Origin of the sequence: Pseudoalteromonas sp. B160, assembly GCF_037162485.1 — a bacterium.
In the GTDB taxonomy this organism is placed as follows: domain Bacteria; phylum Pseudomonadota; class Gammaproteobacteria; order Enterobacterales; family Alteromonadaceae; genus Pseudoalteromonas; species Pseudoalteromonas rhizosphaerae.
On record NZ_JARLUX010000001.1, the window covers coordinates 819,426 to 835,418 of the forward strand.

Consider the following 15,993-nt stretch of genomic DNA (forward strand, 5'->3'; position numbering starts at 1 on the left):
TATTGCGGCTACAACGAGAGAACTTAGAAATTAAGCTAGTCTTTTGGATCTAGTTTAATTTTCTCATCTAACCCACCACCTAAGTTACCGCCTAACATGCTTAGTAATTGGCTTTTTTCAGCCGCAGAGGTATTACTTAACTGCTTTAATAACTTACTCATGTTGAAGTTTTTAAGTGTTTCGGCTGAGCCATTCGCCCCAGCTAACACCCCTTTTAGGTCTTCAATTAAATTACGATCACCATTTAAGTGATCTTTAAATACGGTTTGTACGGTTTTACTTTCATCAACTAAGCCATCAATTGATTTGCCTAAACTGATTGCACTCATAAATTGATTAAAGAACTGACCATCGCCGCCCATAATATTAATATCAGCATTACCTAAGGCTTTCGCCATAATGTGTGCTTGATGCTCGGCAATATCTTTGCTGGCTGAAATTTTTGCCAATACTAGCTCTTTTTGTTGGTTAAGCTGCAGCGTAAAGCTTTCGTAATCGCGAGCATCTTGATCCATTGCGTTCAAGGCTTGTAGCTTCTCTTCAAGGCCTTTTGCTTCGGCGCGCATCTTACGCTCTAGGTTAATCGCTTCCACTTCACCTTGTTTCTCATTCGCATCAGCCATGGCTGTTTGTACTTGCGCCTGAGATAAACCAATTTCACGATTACCTTGTGCTTCAGCTTCAAGTTTTTGACGCATTACTTTAGCATCAGTTTCACCTTGAATTGCATTTGCTTCGGCCTTCGCTTTAATAACATCCGCTTCAGCAAGCCCTTTTAGCAGCTGTTTCAACTTGTTGCGCATGCGCCAAAATCTTTTTCGACTCAGCTTGTTGATTAGCAATTCTAAGCTCTGCATTGGCCATTGTTTCAAGCTCACGAGCTTTATATTCTGCGGCTTGCTCTTGCGCTTTTGCAGCTTCGATATCTTTTACTAATGACTGTTCGGCTTCGGCTTTGGCACGAATGATCATCGCACTCTTCTCGCGCTCTGCACCTGCGAGTACCTTCACATCTTTAATGCGCTCTTCTTCTTCAGCCACTGATTTTTCAACAATCACGCGATCACGCACTACATCGGCAATTTCTTTACGTTCTACTTCCAGTGCTTTTTCTTTATTGATGCGCAGGATTTCGGTTTCTCTTCACGTTCGATCACTTCAATTTCACGTGAACGAGCAACTTTCTCTTCTTCAATACCCAAAACGCGTAATCGGTTTTGTTCGGCAATATCAAGCTCACGTTGCTTATTTTGCTCGCTAATGCCAATCGCTTCTTCTGTTTGAATGCGGGCTTGCTCTGATTTTAAGCGCTCTTCTTGGCGTACTTTTTCAGCTTCGGCATATTCGCGGGCTTTCACGGTTTCAATTTCGCGCACTTGACGTGACATTGCATCTTGCTTTTGACGCTCAATTTCCAGTGACTTTTCGGTGGCTTCTTGATTTTGGATCTCAATTTTAGCGCGTTCATCACACTTCAATTGATTGGTAGATACATTTTGTACTGCTGTCATTTCAGTGATGCGGCGAATACCTTCGGCATCGAGAATATTTTGCGGATCGAGCTTATCAATTGACGTTTGTTCAAGGTAATCAATAGCAACATCTTCAAGTGAATAACCCGATAAATCTTGGCCAATCACTTCTTTAATATTATCGCGAAATTCATTTCGGTGAGTAAATAACTCAACAAAATCCATTCGCTTACCAACAGTTTTAAGTGCTTCTGAGAATTTCGCTTCAAACAATTCTTGCAATGTGGCGTGCTCTGATGCACGGGCGCAACCGACTTGCTTAGCAACGCGTAAAATATCTTCTTTGTTTTCGTTAACACGAATATAAAAAGTAATGGCGATATCGGCGCGAATATTATCTTTACAGATCAAACCGCCTTTATCTTTACGCTCAAGCACCATGCGCTTGGTTGAAATGTCCATCACTTCCATTTTATGGATCACAGGATAAACAATTCCGCCCGTAGTGGTGACATCGGGCTCGTTCTTCATTTTATTAATGATCAGTGCTTGGCCTTGCTCTACCTTGCGATAAAACTTGCCGATAATTAGCAAAATAGCAAAAATAACAGCGATTGCTATACCTACAAATGTCAATATAGGTATGAGATTATCTAAAAATTCCATGTTATGTCCTAACGTGATTATCGATTTATTATGTGTTACTTACCCCTAAATAAACTAGGGTATTACCAAGGTTTGGCGGTAATAATGTAACAGTGTTGCTCTTTGAGGTGTTCAAGCAACACCGCTGTGTCACCTGATGTAAATTGCTCGTCATTTTCAGCTCTAACTTCAAGTAACTGCTCAGTACCTTGAAATTTAACCCGTGCTTGGCCAAATGTATTAGTTACTTTGCCAGTAACAACAACACATTCTAAACCCAGTAAATCTGAACTTTGCGAGGTTTGTGCGCTGCTAAAAAAGCGCTGTAATGGCCGAGAAATAATGGCCGCAATTGGCATAGCAATCAGCAAACAAACGCCCAGCATTAGCACGCCAAAAATATAAAACCACATACCATCGCCTAACAGGTAGGCAAAAAACTTATGGGCATAGATGCTGATCAACCAGCTACTCATCACTACGAGACTAATAGATACAGTAATTGGGATGCCACCAAACCCCATGCTAAACCATGAACTCAAGCCTGAGCTTTGCGACGCATCGGCTTCAATTTCTAGATCTGATTCAAACATGTCAATATCAGCAAAGCCAATAAGGGTTATTAGCCAAAACAACATCACAACTAACAACAGGGCTGAAAAAATAACGGTGGGGAAAGTAAGCGCTAAGTTTAAAAATTCCATCATTACAACTATCCATTTATTTTAAACGCAGTAGGCGATAAAACTTTTTATCATTTAGTCGCGTAAATGTTAAGTGTTTTATGGAAAATCAACGTTGTTAATATAAAAAATTGTAAATGAACGACTACTTTGAAACGTTAACTTAGCTTAATTAACGACTTAGAAGTAAAAAAACGCCGCAATTTAGCGGCGTTTTACTTTGTGTGTATGACGACCTAAGTTACATATTACCCAGCTTTATCATCATTGCTGTATACATTTTAAGATTGAGCTTAAGTTGTTCAACTGTAATAAACTCATGCTCTGAGTGACCGGTATAGCGCTTGCCTGGCATTGATGGCCCAAACGATACCGCATTATCAAATAACTTGGCATTGGTGCCACCACCAATAGATACAAACCCAGCCTCTTGATCACCGGTAAAATGTTTAAAAATATCTAACAATGCTTGTGCATGAGGTGCGCTGTCGAGCAACATTGGCGTGCCAATCACCACATCAACACCAGATAACTTTACGTTATTTCTCACTTGCCAATTACTCAGTGCGGTATCAATTTGCGTACGCAATACCGCTTCATCTTTACCCATTGGGCGACGTAAATTCACAGCGAGTGTGAGTTCATTACCATTACGTTCAATAAGCGTTGGTGCTACTGTCATAGGTCCCATAAAGTCATGTTTATAAGCAATATCACCAAACTGTTTGCCATGTATATCAAGACCAATTAGCTGATTAATAAACGCAATTACTTGGCCATCACTGTTATTCTCAAGCTCAACACCTTTAAAAACTTCTGCTAAGTAAGCAATGGCGTTAACCCCAGATTCTGGCTCTGATGAATGAGCAGACAACCCTTTTACGCTGATAACAACACTATCAGCTTGCTCGCTAAAGTTAAATTCCACAGCGTTAAGCGCACTCGCTGCATGTTTAAGTTTGCTGACTAACGCAGTATCGGCGTTATGTAACACCACACTCGCATCTTCTGGTATTTGGCTTTTAAAAGCGCCGCCAGTAAGTTCACTTACATACACTCCTGTTTGTGCTGAGGTAGCATTAAACGTTGGTGCAATTAAGCTCCAACCTTTTTCCGCGACAACCACCGGGTATGACGCATCAATAGTAACCGCATATTTAGGCTGCTGATAGCTTTTCATAAACTCTTCAAGCGGACCCCAATCAGATTCTTCAGCTAAGTAAATCATCAACTCAATACGATTATTAAGTGTGATCTGTTGATCTTTTATAGCTTTCATTGCATATAAAGCGGTTGCGATAGCACCTTTATCATCTTCTGTTCCACGCGCAATTAATTTACCTGGCTCTGAGGTACTATCTATTTCAAACGGGCTTTTTTTCCACTTACTTGCGTTGGCAGGTTGCACATCGCCATGGGTTACTATGGTTACTTTATCTGTTTGTTGACCCATACCAATTAAGACTATGTAACCTAAATCTTGGTAATCAAAACCAAGTTCAGCAGCTTTCATTTTTAACAAAGCTTTAAAGCCAATAAAGTCGGGATTATCAGGAGTATTGATGCCGTCTTTATTAACCGTCGGGAATGATACTAAATTAGCTAAGGTATGAATTTGTGCACTTTGATATATATTGACCGCATATTGCGCCGCAGCATCGCTGCGCGTATCAAGGTTAGCATGTGCATTGGCGGCCAAAAGTGCCAAACTGGCTAAAATAAACTGTTTCAAAACAAATTCCTATTTTTAAAAGACCGAGAATTGGATAAACCAAACGACTCTGCAATTGTAACGTTGTTAACCTTTATTAAGCCAGCACTGTACCTATCACAGCAAGATTCAGAGCAAAATATTTAAATAGCTAATGGCTGCAATAAGGCTGTATACTATGCCACCAATTTTAAGCGCGTGAAGATAAACCATGAACCGCAGAAAAAGATCGTTACTAAATTTAATCAAAGAGATAAGCGCGCTAACGCTAAATTACACAAAAGTAATAAGCCTGCTTACGTTTCTAAAGCTGAACGTGAAAGATTGGCTTTACTTGTTGAGGAACAACCAGTTGCTTTAGTAAATGATGAAGCGAATTGATAAACCAATAAAAACATAAACTTGAGATTTAAGTAAAATAAAAGTTAATAAATAGTTGCAAATTGCACACCCAACTGTAATATTGAATATTCAGCAACAATGCTGAAACACACCAATAATCACTTAGGAGGCATAAATGAACAAATTATTTATTATCGCTCCTAGTGCTCCTCAAGAATGTTCTGTCAACTATCATTTAAGTGAATGGTTCGACGAATAAAAAAACCTGAATAATTTAAAAGCAATAATGCCTCGCAGTAGGAAGGCTTCTATGTAATTAAAATTCAGGTAACAATAATGAAAAGAAAACTCTCAATTCTTAATGGATCACTAGCCGCGTGCATGTTTTTTTCGTTTGCAAGCAATGCTTGCTTAACAAACGAAGTTGAATCAAACGACACTGAAAGCAATGCAAATACCCAACTTTGTAGTAATACCACCGTTGCAGGCTCGTTGAGCCGCAATGATACTGATTGGTTTAGCTTTGAAGTAACTCAAGTCGGGCCTATTGAGGTCAGCCTTGAGCACAACACTAACGATGATTTTGACTGGGCATTATACCAAGAAACAGGATCTGCTGTTGCCGAAGGGGCAACTAGCAATGTACCAGAAACAGGCAGTTATAGTGCACAATCAACGGGTACTTATTATGTAAAAGTAACGCGTTACTCCGGTACAGGTTGGTACGATTTAACGGTCAATTTTGGTGAAGGTAGTAACACCGGTGGCGGAAGTGGCAGCGGTGATTGTGGCTATAGCTCTCGCCCTGCAAAGCCAGGTTCATTACAAGCATATTTACAAGGTGGCAGTGCTGATTCATGCAACACATTAACAGCTGATCAAGGTGCTGTATTACTTATGGGCGGTGGCAGCGATGTTGATCAAGCATTTAGTAATCGCGTTGCTAACCATGTTGGCAGCGGTGCCGATGTTGTTGTGCTTAGAACCTCTGGTACTGACGCTTATAACGATTATTTACTGAACTTAATGAATGCCGACTCAGTAGAAACACTGATCATTGATACTCGCAACAAAGCGAATGATGACTATGTTGACTGGGCTATCCGCAGTGCCGAATTTGTATGGATTGCAGGCGGTGACCAATCTGATTATCTTAATCAATGGCAAGGTACAAAAGTACAAACCGCTGTGCAACACGTTTTTGATAAGGGCGGTGTCGTTGGCGGAACGTCTGCAGGCATGGCATTAATGGCAAACAGCGTGTACGATCCAGATGGCGTTGCTGGCGCAGTATCAGATGAAGTAGTCACTGACTTTTGCCACGAAACACTTAACTTCAGCAGTCGATTTATTGATGTGCCTGTATTAAACAACAGCTTAACCGATACACACTTCCAAGAACGTGACAGAATGGGGCGTGCCATCGTGTCTTTAGGCCATCACAGCAATCAGTATTTTTCTATTGCAGCCAGTGAGGCAACCTCACTGTTCATCGATGCCTCTGGTACAGGTGTTGTTGACGGCAGCAATGAAGTTTACATCTTTAAAGAAACGGCTAATACGCAAAGAGTGACATTGCAATGTGGGAGCCCAGTAAACTATCAAAATATTAATAGAGTAAAGCTACTACCTGGTGATAATTACAATGTGGTTAGCCACGCTCATAATGGTATGCAACTAGACGTGGGCATTAATGGTAATAACAATAACTTCTACTCCCCTATCAATCCTTATTAATTCCCCAGTTAAGAGCCCTTTGGGCTCTTTTTTATTTAAAAAGCAACTTGAGCAATTTCAATCAGGCAGGCATTCTCTTACTTTGTCACACTGACGCCACTTCTGAATAAAAGTATAACGAGTAACTATGAAAAACACACACCTACAGCGCATCCATCATGTCTGTGGTTACGTATACCCAAACCACCTCAAGATGCAAGTTTCAGTTGGAATTAAAAGCGATTTAGGCAAGGCATTGATTGCAAGTAATAGTGGTTCTATTATTAAAATTAATAACGCAGTATAAATCGCTTTTAAACCAACCTGTTGGGCGTTTCACAGGCACATACTCTCATCGTTGTTACTTCTTAAAAGGGACTGTCTTGCAAAGTAACGCCTTGATATTAAGCACCTGTGAAACGCTGAATTCTGCATCTTGAGGTGGCTTGGGTATAAACCATATTGATGAGCCACTTACATTAGATAGTTTAAGTGCCGTTGCCTGTTGTTCTAAATTTCATTTTCATCGTTTATTTATCTCAATAATGGGGTAAGCGTTACTAAGTACACGCAATTTGCTCGCTTAAAGCGCGCCTCTTATCGGCTTGCTTTTGAGCATCACAAACGCATTATTGATATTGCATTAGAGGCAAGTTTTGAAAGTCCTGAAGCTTTTAGTCGTGCTTTCAAACGTGTTTTTGCTCAATCCCCAACTCAGTTCAGAAGCACACCAAACTGGCCACATTGGCATGCGCAGTTTGACTTTAAAATACCTGAATTAAAGGTTAGTAATATGAAAGTAGAAATTGTTCACTTTGCACCGCAAGCTGTTGCGTTGCTTACCCACAACGGTTCGGCCACTAAGCTTATGGAAACAGCCGCACAGTTTATTAAATGGCGAAAAGAGTCAGGCTTATCACCGGTAAAAACCAGTGATACTTATGGCATCCCTTATAGCGATCCTGCGGTGACTGACGACAACGATTTTCGCTTTGACTTCGCCGGCAGCGTCAAGCAACCAATTAGCGATAATCAATACGGCGTAAAAAATGGTGAGATCCTGGCAGGTCGCTGCGCTTTAGTCAGGCACTTTGGCAGTCATGACACTATCAGCGACACTGTTTATTATCTATATCGTCAATGGTTACCAAACAGTACTGAAGAAGTTAGAGATTTTCCGTGCTTCTTTCATTACTTAAATCTCATTCATGAAGTAGATGAGTGTGATTTAATAACTGATATTTACTTGCCGCTAAAATAATAATTAACCGCAGAGGCAAAACCTCATTATTGCCTCTTCGTTCTGTATTCAAACTATTACAATTTCACACCCTCAAGCCGTTTAAAGCCAAGGAACTAAAATAATGCGTATAACGGATCGCTACATAGCCAACCACAGCGCTTGCTACTAGCAATTCAACTACCGCTAAATGATGTATTTGGTTTATAAACTGTACATCAACATTCATAGTTAACATCCAATCCGCGAGTTTAAATAACGCCGTAGCACCAATGACCATGGGAAAGGTAAATGCAGCAAACCCAGGGCAAAACCTGCGGCGTAGTAATTTAAAAAATGCCGTATAAATAATTAATGTCATTAGTATGGCAATACCAAATAACCCCCCAATTATCACTGGCGACGGCTGGTTCACTACAGTGAAATACCCCGCCAACGATAAGCTTGCCGGCGCCGCTAATATAGCTAATGTGGGCTGTGCAGCATCAGGAATTTGCTCAGCAAATATTATCCGGTAAATCATTAACGGCAACATAACTGCGTACATTAACATGCCAAAATAAAGTGCTGCTTGTGCTAAAAACAACAGTGCTGGGTTACCCGAGAACGCTACATCGGCAACAATAATACCCACAGGTGGTACAAACCAACTTGGCACCATGTGTTCAATTTTAAATTCACGAACACGATGAATAACAAAGCTCAATAAAAATCCTAAGTGCAATAAAAATGCGCCTACCCAAAGCACATCCCCTGCTAATGGATTAACGTGCCCTAACGAATTAGATACCACCAACGTTGCCATAGCAAAAGTAGGCACAACGCTACCTACAACAGGGTGCGCTAAATCGGCTTTTAGTAATTGCGGGTGCAGTAAAAATTTTAAGCCAAGTATTAATAATAATACGCTCGCAATTGCCGCCCCAGTGTATTGCGCTGCGCCATTTGCATTAAACATGTTTTCCCAAGCCCAACCAAGGCTGGCTATGCCTAATGCTAATCCACCCATTGGGGTAGGTGCGGTTATTACTTTGGCTTTTATATAATTAAACATGTTTATACTCCACACTCATTGTTTATCTTATATAGAAGTTTAACCTTGCATTTTGTTTAGTTAAATCTAATTATATAGAACACATGTTCATAAAAACTAAACATAAACCTCATGAATATTTCTCTTAAACAACTTAAAGTGTTTGTAGGTATTACTCAGCATGCAACACTTACCGCAGCCTCAGAGCGGCTTTATCTATCTAAAGCGGCAGTCAGTATGGCGCTTAGCGAGCTTGAAAAGCAGTTAGGTCACCCACTGTTTGACCGAGTAAATCATCGCTTAATTTTAAATCAAGAAGGGCAAAAATTACTGCCCTTGGCCGATGAATTACTGCACAGAGCAAATGATATTAATACGCTTTTTTCGCCCCAAGCAAAAGCCAGCGGCACCTTAAGAATAGGTGCCAGCGATACCATTGGTAATCATGTGTTGCCCTTTATACTCAGTGGATTTCGCCAACAACAGCAGCATTATTCACAGCAAGTTTTTATTTCAAATTCTGAGCTTATTTGCCAAAAACTGCGCGATTTTGAGCTCGACATTGCACTAATAGAAGGCCAAGCCCAGCAAAGCGACTTAGTCTCAACCGTGTTTAGCCAAGACTCTATGTGTATTATTGCACCGCTATCCCACCCTTTAGCTGCAAAATTACAGCTTAGTTTTAATGATTTAACAAACAGCGAATGGGTATTAAGGGAAGCTGGCTCTGGTTCACGCTCATTCTTTTTACAAAACCTCGCTACGCATATCGATAATTGGAGCCAAAGTTTTGAACTCAACACGACAGAGGCACTGATCAACAGCGTTGCTGAAGGGTTAGGGCTGGGGTGTTTATCGTCACTCGCGGCACAGTACGCTTTACAAGATGGCCGCGTTACGCAGCTTAACTTAAACCACCCCATGAAAAGGCAGTTTTGGTTGGTGATGCATAAAAACAAATACAAAAATCCGTTGTTAACGCAGTTTATAGATTTTTGTGATCAGCTGTAATTTAGCCATGCTAAACATCATGGCTACATTTAGGTAATTTACTTAAAATGCGTAGCTGATACCGGCATTAACCGAGCGACCTTGTCCTGCTAATTGGCTGAAGCCTTGGCTCATATCTGTTTTAAAATCAGCAATACTGACTCCGCCTAACGGCTGTTGATAATACTGATCAAGTAAATTAGTAATTGCTAACTTAACTGTTAGCTTATCCCATCTCGCCTTGGTTGCTAAATTCACTAAGCTATAGTTGGCTGTTAGATTTTCAATACGACGCGGATCTACACGCGTTTTACTATCTACCCACTGCCAGCTTAATGAGTTTTGCCATTTACCGAGTTGTTGCTCAAGGGCTATTTTGCTATGCAGTGGCATTATTTGATATAACGGCTCATCACTGTCATCACGCTCGCCATGGGTGCTAGTAAGCGCGTGAAGATAAACCATTAACCGCAGAAAAAAGCTCGTTACTAAATTTAATCAAAAAGATAAGCGCGCTAATACTAAATTACACAAAAGTAATAAGCCTGCTTACGCTTCTAAAGCTGAACGTGAAAGATTGGCTTTACTTGTTGAGGGACAACTGATGAAGCGTGAAAGTGAACACGCTTCTCTCGTAAGCCTCTAAAGGTCAATTTGCTGCCAGCTATCGTCTTTGAGTGTATAGATATTGGGTGATATTGCATAAGCAAGCTCAGGAATTGACTGTAAGTGATTCCTGCTACAGACATTACTGCCTTATTATCACTTTTACTGGCGATAAGTAAAATATTGCGACTAGGTATACCAATAACAACCTCACCAGGAATTTTTTGTTTAAGTAACTTTTTGAATGATGGCGTAAGAATAGCTGTTGCTTCATAATTTTCATCAGCAACTAACATATAAACATCACCATGCTCTCCGATGTCTAATTTTTCTATTTTGGCATTAATGGTATTTAAATATTTATCTAAGTTAGCGATTGCTTTACTTCTTAAGTTACGACTTGATATCGCTAAGCTTTGAAAGTCTTGTTGAGTAAGAAAGCGTAAACTATCAGGTGAATCTATTGCATAAAACACCAATAGCTCACCTGTTAACTTTTCATAATAAGGCAGCTGTATTTCGTTCACTCCCGCAGCTGCTAGCTGACTTTTCACTCCATCTAAATAACTTTGTGATTTTATCACTGGGCGTAACTGGCTAATATTAAGTACATCTGATTCATCTAAATTTTGATATTCAACTTGACTGGCGATAAAGTCTGTTAACGCTTCATCCATACTTGCTTGCCCTGAAATATAACGTGCATAGCTATTTGCTAAATAACTCGTTACTTTTAAACCATTTTTAAACTCAATTTCAATGACAAGATTATCTACATGATTGAAGGTTGCTTGCTTGAGTGCCAATTTCGCACGTTCAGTATACTGACGTGTAAATTCTTGCTCCGAAGTGCTAGCGGCAAACCCGGGATGCTAAATATACTTATTAACACAAATAAAAGAGGGTAAAACTTCATAGCTTAGATCCTTTAACTATTCATTATTTTAAATAAGCTAATAGTATGTTTTAAAAATAACATTAACAATGTTTTTTAGGTACGAAAAAGGCCAAATTATTTGGCCTTTAAAAAACTTAACTAATTTTCTATTTATTAAAATGCGTAGCTGATACCGGCATTAACCGAGCGACCTTGTCCTGCTAATTGGCTGAAGCCTTCGCTCATATCTGTTTTAAAATCAGCAATATTGACTCCGCCTAACGGCTGTTGATAATACTGATCAAGTAAATTAGTAATTGCTAACTTAACTGTTAGCTTATCCCATCTCGCCTTGGTTGCTAAATTCACTAAGCTATAGTTGGCTGTTAGATTTTCAATACGACGCGGATCTACACGCGTTTTACTATCTACCCACTGCCAGCTTAATGAGTTTTGCCATTTACCGAGTTGTTGCTCAAGGGCTATTTTGCTATGCAGTGGCATTATTTGATATAACGGCTCATCACTGTCATCACGCTCGCCATGGGTGCTAGTAAGCGCGGCGGTTAAATCCCATGTGCCTGCATTTTTACTATCAACAACACGGATAATACTTTCAAGCTTAGTGCCATAAAGTGTGGCGTCTAAATTGGTAAATTGCAGGGTATTACGCTCAGTTAATACCTTATCTGTGCGGTTAGTACTGCCAACAACAGTAACATCAATATAATCATTTACTTGGGTATACCAAGCGTTAGCTGTTATTTGCCACTGTCCATCTTTTGCCGATTTAGTGTAACTGGTGCTGATGGTATGCGCGGTTTCGGCTACTAAGTCTGGGTTACCAATATAACCATTACCATCACCAAACCAACCAATCATACTGGTCGACATTGTGCTGACACCCCAGCTATAACGTTCATATAAATTAGGCGCACGATTTTTACGTGCTAAGCCAAATTGTAGTTCATCTTCATTAGTAATTTGGTAGCGTAATAATAGGCTGGCATCCACAAGCGTGTCACTGCGCGCGCGATCCATGGCATTAAACTCTTTTGCAGCATCTTTATTTGGATCTGCCATATTCATTGCTGGCATACTTCCCATACCTGACATTCCATTCATGCCATCACCCATGTCTGAATATGGCTGCACTTCACCGGTATCCGTTTGCACATATTCAATACGCGTACCAGCAGAGACCCACCACTTGTTATTTAGCTGCTTTTGCAGCTCAGCAAAACCGGTGTAGCGGTCACGTTCACCGTCATTAATATTTACATAGTCGTTAGGCCCCATCATCATTGAGCCTTCAATCGCAGGCCACCAATCATCAATGCGGTAACCATAGTATTCTTGGCCGAGCAGTAATACAGTGTCAGCATCAAAGTCTAAACGCCAATTAAGTTGATAACTGATATCTTGCGCGTCGGTATTCATCGGCATCATGCCGGTTTTTTCAGCGCTGAAAAAACCCATTTCGTGCTTTACATCATTAAAGTTTATTTGCGCTCGAAACTCACCACTTTCAAGCTGGCGTTTATACTGAGTGACTATGCCATAACTGGTGTTATCCGTCATATCCATATATTGATTAGCAAAGCCCTGAAAGGGTATTTTTTGATGCGTTAATTTAACCACTAGCTGTTGTTTTTCATCTCGCAGCGCTGCAGTTAATGCATGATTTTGCACGCGATATAGAGTATCTAATACTAAATCACCATTACCATCGTCATAACTATCAGCGTCTTCAAAGGCACCTTGATAATTTAAACTCAAGCTGCCACTGGCAAGTCGTGCGCCAACACCTACCGCTTGCGCATTATTTACACTGCGATACTGCGCCGACACATAACCTGAATGCCACGCTAACGTATCACTCTCACCATATTGCGCAGCAATGGTGTTTACTACAATAACGCCGGCAATGTTATCGCCACCAGCGCTTACTGGCGAAATACCTGCAATCACTTGATAAGACGATAGCTGATTAGCCGAAATATAAGATAATGGTGGGTTCATCTGATTGCCACAGGCCGCAGTAATATCTGCGCCATCAACCAGTACTTTAACTCTATCGCCCATCATGCCATTTAATATAGGTAAACTAGAAACGCCACCTGCCGCAGAGAAATCCACCCCCAACTCAGTTAAAAGCTGTTCAGCAGAACCTAAATTTGCATGGCTGTTAACGTTTTGGCCCTGTACTTCAATCACTTCAATTGAATCATCAGCCAGTACATAAGGAGAGACTAAACTCGCAATGCAAAGTGCTAACGGAGAAAGTGCATAACGTGAATTGATAGGTGGATTGTGGTTGCTCATTTTATTCTTTAATTACAGCAGGTTTAAGATAAGCAAAGTATATAACTTGACGACAACACTGAACACGCGACAAATTGTCGCACCCCAAGCTCTGACTCGATGTTTATTGTTCTTATTTTAAACACGCTAATAACTTTTAAAAGGCTGTTAGAACACTAAAAACATAAAATAGCCACAACCACTGAAAATTTATTTTTCATCAGCATGCCGCTTAATAACCAAGGTGAATATATCAAGTCATTGAAAATTAGAACGTTCCTATTCAGCCAAAAACACTGCAATCTAAAATCGTATTTTCTGCTCTAAATACACTGTTTTTAGTGCAGACGCTGACTTATTTTTATCATACAATCGCGGTTTAATTGGTTCTTCAAAATTGCAGTTTCCTGCTTTTTATTAAATAAATCATTCATATTTTGTCGTCAGTCTTTTTACAAGGGTTATCTATGTCACCTGAACCTAGCGTCGTGAACAATACGCTAAGCACTACCGCTATTTTGTTAGTACTTGCACTGGGTACTTTTATTTTAGGATTATCGGAATTTTCGATGATGCCGATGCTGCCATTGTTCAGCGAAACATTTGCCTCAACACCAGCACAAAGCGGTTATACCATTAGCGCCTATGCGATTGGCGTGGTGATCGGTGCACCGTTTTTTATGATCACCACAGCAAATATGCGCAAGCGTAATGCTTTGCTATTATTTGTGTCGATGATGTTTATATTTAACGGCTTAAGCGCATTTGCTAATTCGTTAGAGCAGCTTATATTATTTCGCTTTTTAAGTGGTTTACCCCACGGAGCTTATTTTGCTGTTGCCATTTTATTAGCCGCAGATATAGCACCTGCCAATAAACGCGCCAGCTTTATGTCTAAAGTATTTATGGGCCTTACCATAGCAACGATTGTTGGCGTACCTATGGTTACTTTAGTCGGTCAAAATTTTAGTTGGCGTTATTGTTTAGCGGGCACCGCAGTGCTGGCACTTGTTGCGTTAATTCTAATTGTAAAGTTCATACCAAACACAAAAAATTCAGCCCCGTCGTCGTTATTAAGCGAGTTGAGCGTACTGAAAAATAAGCTGGTTTGGTCAATTTTAGGGATCATTATTGTTGGTTTTGGCGGGGTGTTTTGCATTTATACTTATATTGCCGATACAATTTTAGTGGTCACCCACACACCAGCCTACACTATATCAATTGCAATGGTTATGTTCGGTATTGGTTGTACGCTGGGCAACTATATTTTAGGTAAGGCAGCTGATCATTCGCCCCTTAAAACCACTGGTATAGCACTTGTTGGCGCAATCGTTTTTGCTACAACTTATGTAATGGCAAGCCATAACATTTGGTTACTTTATGCGGTTATATTTTTTATTGGTTTTAGTGTCGGACTTGGCACAGTTATCCAAACTATGTTGATGGATGTATCTCCGCATGGGCACGCAATGATTGGCGCACTTGTACAATGCGCATTCAATACTGCAAATGCAATTGGTCCTTGGGTTGGCGGCTTAGCAATTGCACAAGGCGCGCAACCTAATCAAACCGGCTATGTCGCCGCAGTGTTATTTGCTGGTGGATTTATTATGTGGTTACTGAGTGCATTGCAAATGGGTAAACAAAAACCGCAACTAGTTGCCCCATAAAACAGCACTACACTCTGCGTACTTTAAGCACGCAGAGTGTAGAATTTATACCTCTTCATCTTGAAAGATATCTTCAATTTTTAATTTAAATAAACGAGCTGCTTTAAACGCTAATGGTAAACTAGGATCGAACTTGCCTTTTTCGATAGCATTCACCGTTTGCCTTGATACATCAAGTAGCTCTGCTAATTTTGCCTGAGTAAGGTCATGCTCCGCGCGCAATACTTTAAGGCGGTTTTTCATTCTTCGTCCTCAGCGCCAAGTTGTTTATTCATCACTACGACAGACACTAAATAAGTTATCCCCATAAACATCACTAAATGGGAAATCCCTTGTCGAAACGAAATTACCCCGCTCGTTTGTAATACCGAGTATGCTAAACCAAATACTAAACTCCCTCCTAAGGTAATCGCCATCGCATTTAAATGTAACCGTTGCTGCAATTCATCTAAGCCAGCTAAATGGCGTTTATTTGCCATAATCATCATAATACCTGCGAAAACATTAACCATAATTGCCACTATACTAAGTAGCGTGTTCTGCTCGCCCCACAGCAACAATGGCCCGAATGACGCAAGCGCCAAAGTTAAAACCCACGCCAGAGTCCACTTTGCTAAATAAACTGTGTTTAGTTTGTTACGTTGTTTGAATGTTAATCCTGTTTGTTGTTTCATGTTCTCACCTTTTTAGTCAAGTAAACTTGA

General features: G+C 40.3%; 16 protein-coding genes and 2 pseudogenes. 7 read left to right on the plus strand and 11 right to left on the minus strand.

Annotated features, from left to right (window positions below):
• Nucleotides 1-35: 35 nt before the first annotated feature.
• From P4S61_RS03775 to P4S61_RS03795, 5 genes are all read right to left on the minus strand, one after another.
• Nucleotides 36-803: a hypothetical protein gene (locus tag P4S61_RS03775; RefSeq protein WP_337117798.1), complete on the minus strand. Its 768-nt coding sequence runs from the start codon at nucleotides 801-803 to the stop codon at nucleotides 36-38.
• Nucleotides 763-1,071 carry a hypothetical protein gene (locus P4S61_RS03780; protein WP_337117799.1) on the minus strand — a complete coding sequence of 103 codons (309 nt, stop codon included), beginning with the start codon at nucleotides 1,069-1,071 and terminating at the stop codon, nucleotides 763-765. The genes P4S61_RS03775 and P4S61_RS03780 overlap by 41 nt, the downstream gene beginning before the upstream one ends.
• 23 nt (nucleotides 1,072-1,094) lie before the next feature.
• Nucleotides 1,095-2,138 carry a flotillin family protein gene (locus tag P4S61_RS03785; RefSeq protein WP_337117800.1) on the minus strand — a complete coding sequence of 348 codons (1,044 nt, stop codon included), beginning with the start codon at nucleotides 2,136-2,138 and terminating at the stop codon, nucleotides 1,095-1,097.
• A 62-nt stretch (nucleotides 2,139-2,200) separates the two neighbouring features.
• Complete coding sequence (locus P4S61_RS03790; protein ID WP_257325469.1) at nucleotides 2,201-2,824, minus strand: YqiJ family protein; 624 nt, start codon at nucleotides 2,822-2,824, stop codon at nucleotides 2,201-2,203.
• 217 nt (nucleotides 2,825-3,041) lie between these two features.
• Nucleotides 3,042-4,532 (minus strand): dipeptidase, encoded by a 1,491-nt coding sequence (locus tag P4S61_RS03795; protein WP_182734450.1) that lies wholly within the window; start codon nucleotides 4,530-4,532, stop codon nucleotides 3,042-3,044.
• Nucleotides 4,533-4,715: 183 nt separating this feature from the next.
• Between P4S61_RS03795 and P4S61_RS03800 the strand changes: the two genes are divergently transcribed.
• The 4 genes and pseudogenes from P4S61_RS03800 (at nucleotide 4,716) to P4S61_RS03815 (ending at nucleotide 7,830) form a co-directional block, all read left to right on the plus strand.
• A complete protein-coding gene (locus P4S61_RS03800; protein WP_337118878.1) occupies nucleotides 4,716-4,892 on the plus strand; it encodes a DUF2986 domain-containing protein in 177 nt (58 codons plus the stop codon).
• Nucleotides 4,893-5,189: 297 nt separating this feature from the next.
• Nucleotides 5,190-6,590, plus strand: coding sequence for a pre-peptidase C-terminal domain-containing protein (locus P4S61_RS03805; protein ID WP_337117801.1), 1,401 nt, complete (start codon nucleotides 5,190-5,192; stop codon nucleotides 6,588-6,590).
• A gap of 511 nt (nucleotides 6,591-7,101) precedes the next feature.
• A pseudogene (locus tag P4S61_RS03810) lies at nucleotides 7,102-7,248 on the plus strand (AraC family transcriptional regulator); the annotation flags it as partial.
• A gap of 114 nt (nucleotides 7,249-7,362) precedes the next feature.
• A complete protein-coding gene (locus P4S61_RS03815; protein WP_337117802.1) occupies nucleotides 7,363-7,830 on the plus strand; it encodes an AraC family transcriptional regulator in 468 nt (155 codons plus the stop codon).
• A gap of 64 nt (nucleotides 7,831-7,894) precedes the next feature.
• Here P4S61_RS03815 and P4S61_RS03820 read toward each other — a convergent pair whose 3' ends face one another.
• Nucleotides 7,895-8,863 carry a TDT family transporter gene (locus P4S61_RS03820; RefSeq protein WP_337117803.1) on the minus strand — a complete coding sequence of 323 codons (969 nt, stop codon included), beginning with the start codon at nucleotides 8,861-8,863 and terminating at the stop codon, nucleotides 7,895-7,897.
• A gap of 111 nt (nucleotides 8,864-8,974) precedes the next feature.
• Between P4S61_RS03820 and P4S61_RS03825 the strand changes: the two genes are divergently transcribed.
• Nucleotides 8,975-9,853 (plus strand): LysR family transcriptional regulator, encoded by an 879-nt coding sequence (locus P4S61_RS03825; RefSeq protein ID WP_337117804.1) that lies wholly within the window; start codon nucleotides 8,975-8,977, stop codon nucleotides 9,851-9,853.
• A 42-nt stretch (nucleotides 9,854-9,895) separates the two neighbouring features.
• On the opposite strand, the gene P4S61_RS03830 is transcribed toward P4S61_RS03825, so the two are convergent.
• Nucleotides 9,896-10,297, minus strand: a complete 402-nt coding sequence (locus tag P4S61_RS03830; RefSeq protein WP_442961542.1) for a hypothetical protein — start codon at nucleotides 10,295-10,297, stop codon at nucleotides 9,896-9,898.
• On the opposite strand from P4S61_RS03830, the gene P4S61_RS03835 reads away from it, so the two are divergent.
• Nucleotides 10,296-10,478, plus strand: a complete 183-nt coding sequence (locus P4S61_RS03835) for a DUF2986 domain-containing protein (protein WP_145237760.1) — start codon at nucleotides 10,296-10,298, stop codon at nucleotides 10,476-10,478. The two genes, P4S61_RS03830 and P4S61_RS03835, sit on opposite strands and share 2 nt — an antisense overlap.
• On the opposite strand, the pseudogene P4S61_RS03840 reads toward P4S61_RS03835, so the two are convergent.
• Nucleotides 10,390-11,253, minus strand: a pseudogene (locus P4S61_RS03840) (DUF1444 family protein); the annotation flags it as partial. The gene P4S61_RS03835 and the pseudogene P4S61_RS03840 overlap by 89 nt on opposite strands.
• 236 nt (nucleotides 11,254-11,489) lie before the next feature.
• Nucleotides 11,490-13,640, minus strand: a complete 2,151-nt coding sequence (locus P4S61_RS03845; RefSeq protein ID WP_337117805.1) for a TonB-dependent receptor — start codon at nucleotides 13,638-13,640, stop codon at nucleotides 11,490-11,492.
• Between the two features lie 446 nt (nucleotides 13,641-14,086).
• Between P4S61_RS03845 and P4S61_RS03850 the strand changes: the two genes are divergently transcribed.
• The gene (locus P4S61_RS03850; RefSeq protein WP_149980869.1) at nucleotides 14,087-15,289 is read left to right on the plus strand and encodes an MFS transporter; all 1,203 of its coding nucleotides are present in this window, start codon (nucleotides 14,087-14,089) and stop codon (nucleotides 15,287-15,289) included.
• 45 nt (nucleotides 15,290-15,334) lie between these two features.
• Here P4S61_RS03850 and P4S61_RS03855 read toward each other — a convergent pair whose 3' ends face one another.
• Both P4S61_RS03855 and P4S61_RS03860 read right to left on the minus strand, forming a co-directional pair.
• Nucleotides 15,335-15,532, minus strand: coding sequence for a helix-turn-helix transcriptional regulator (locus P4S61_RS03855; RefSeq protein WP_145237509.1), 198 nt, complete (start codon nucleotides 15,530-15,532; stop codon nucleotides 15,335-15,337).
• On the minus strand, nucleotides 15,529-15,963 hold the full coding sequence (locus P4S61_RS03860; RefSeq protein WP_145237512.1) for a hypothetical protein: 435 nt from the start codon (nucleotides 15,961-15,963) through the stop codon (nucleotides 15,529-15,531). The genes P4S61_RS03855 and P4S61_RS03860 overlap by 4 nt, the downstream gene beginning before the upstream one ends.
• Nucleotides 15,964-15,993 lie beyond the last annotated feature (30 nt).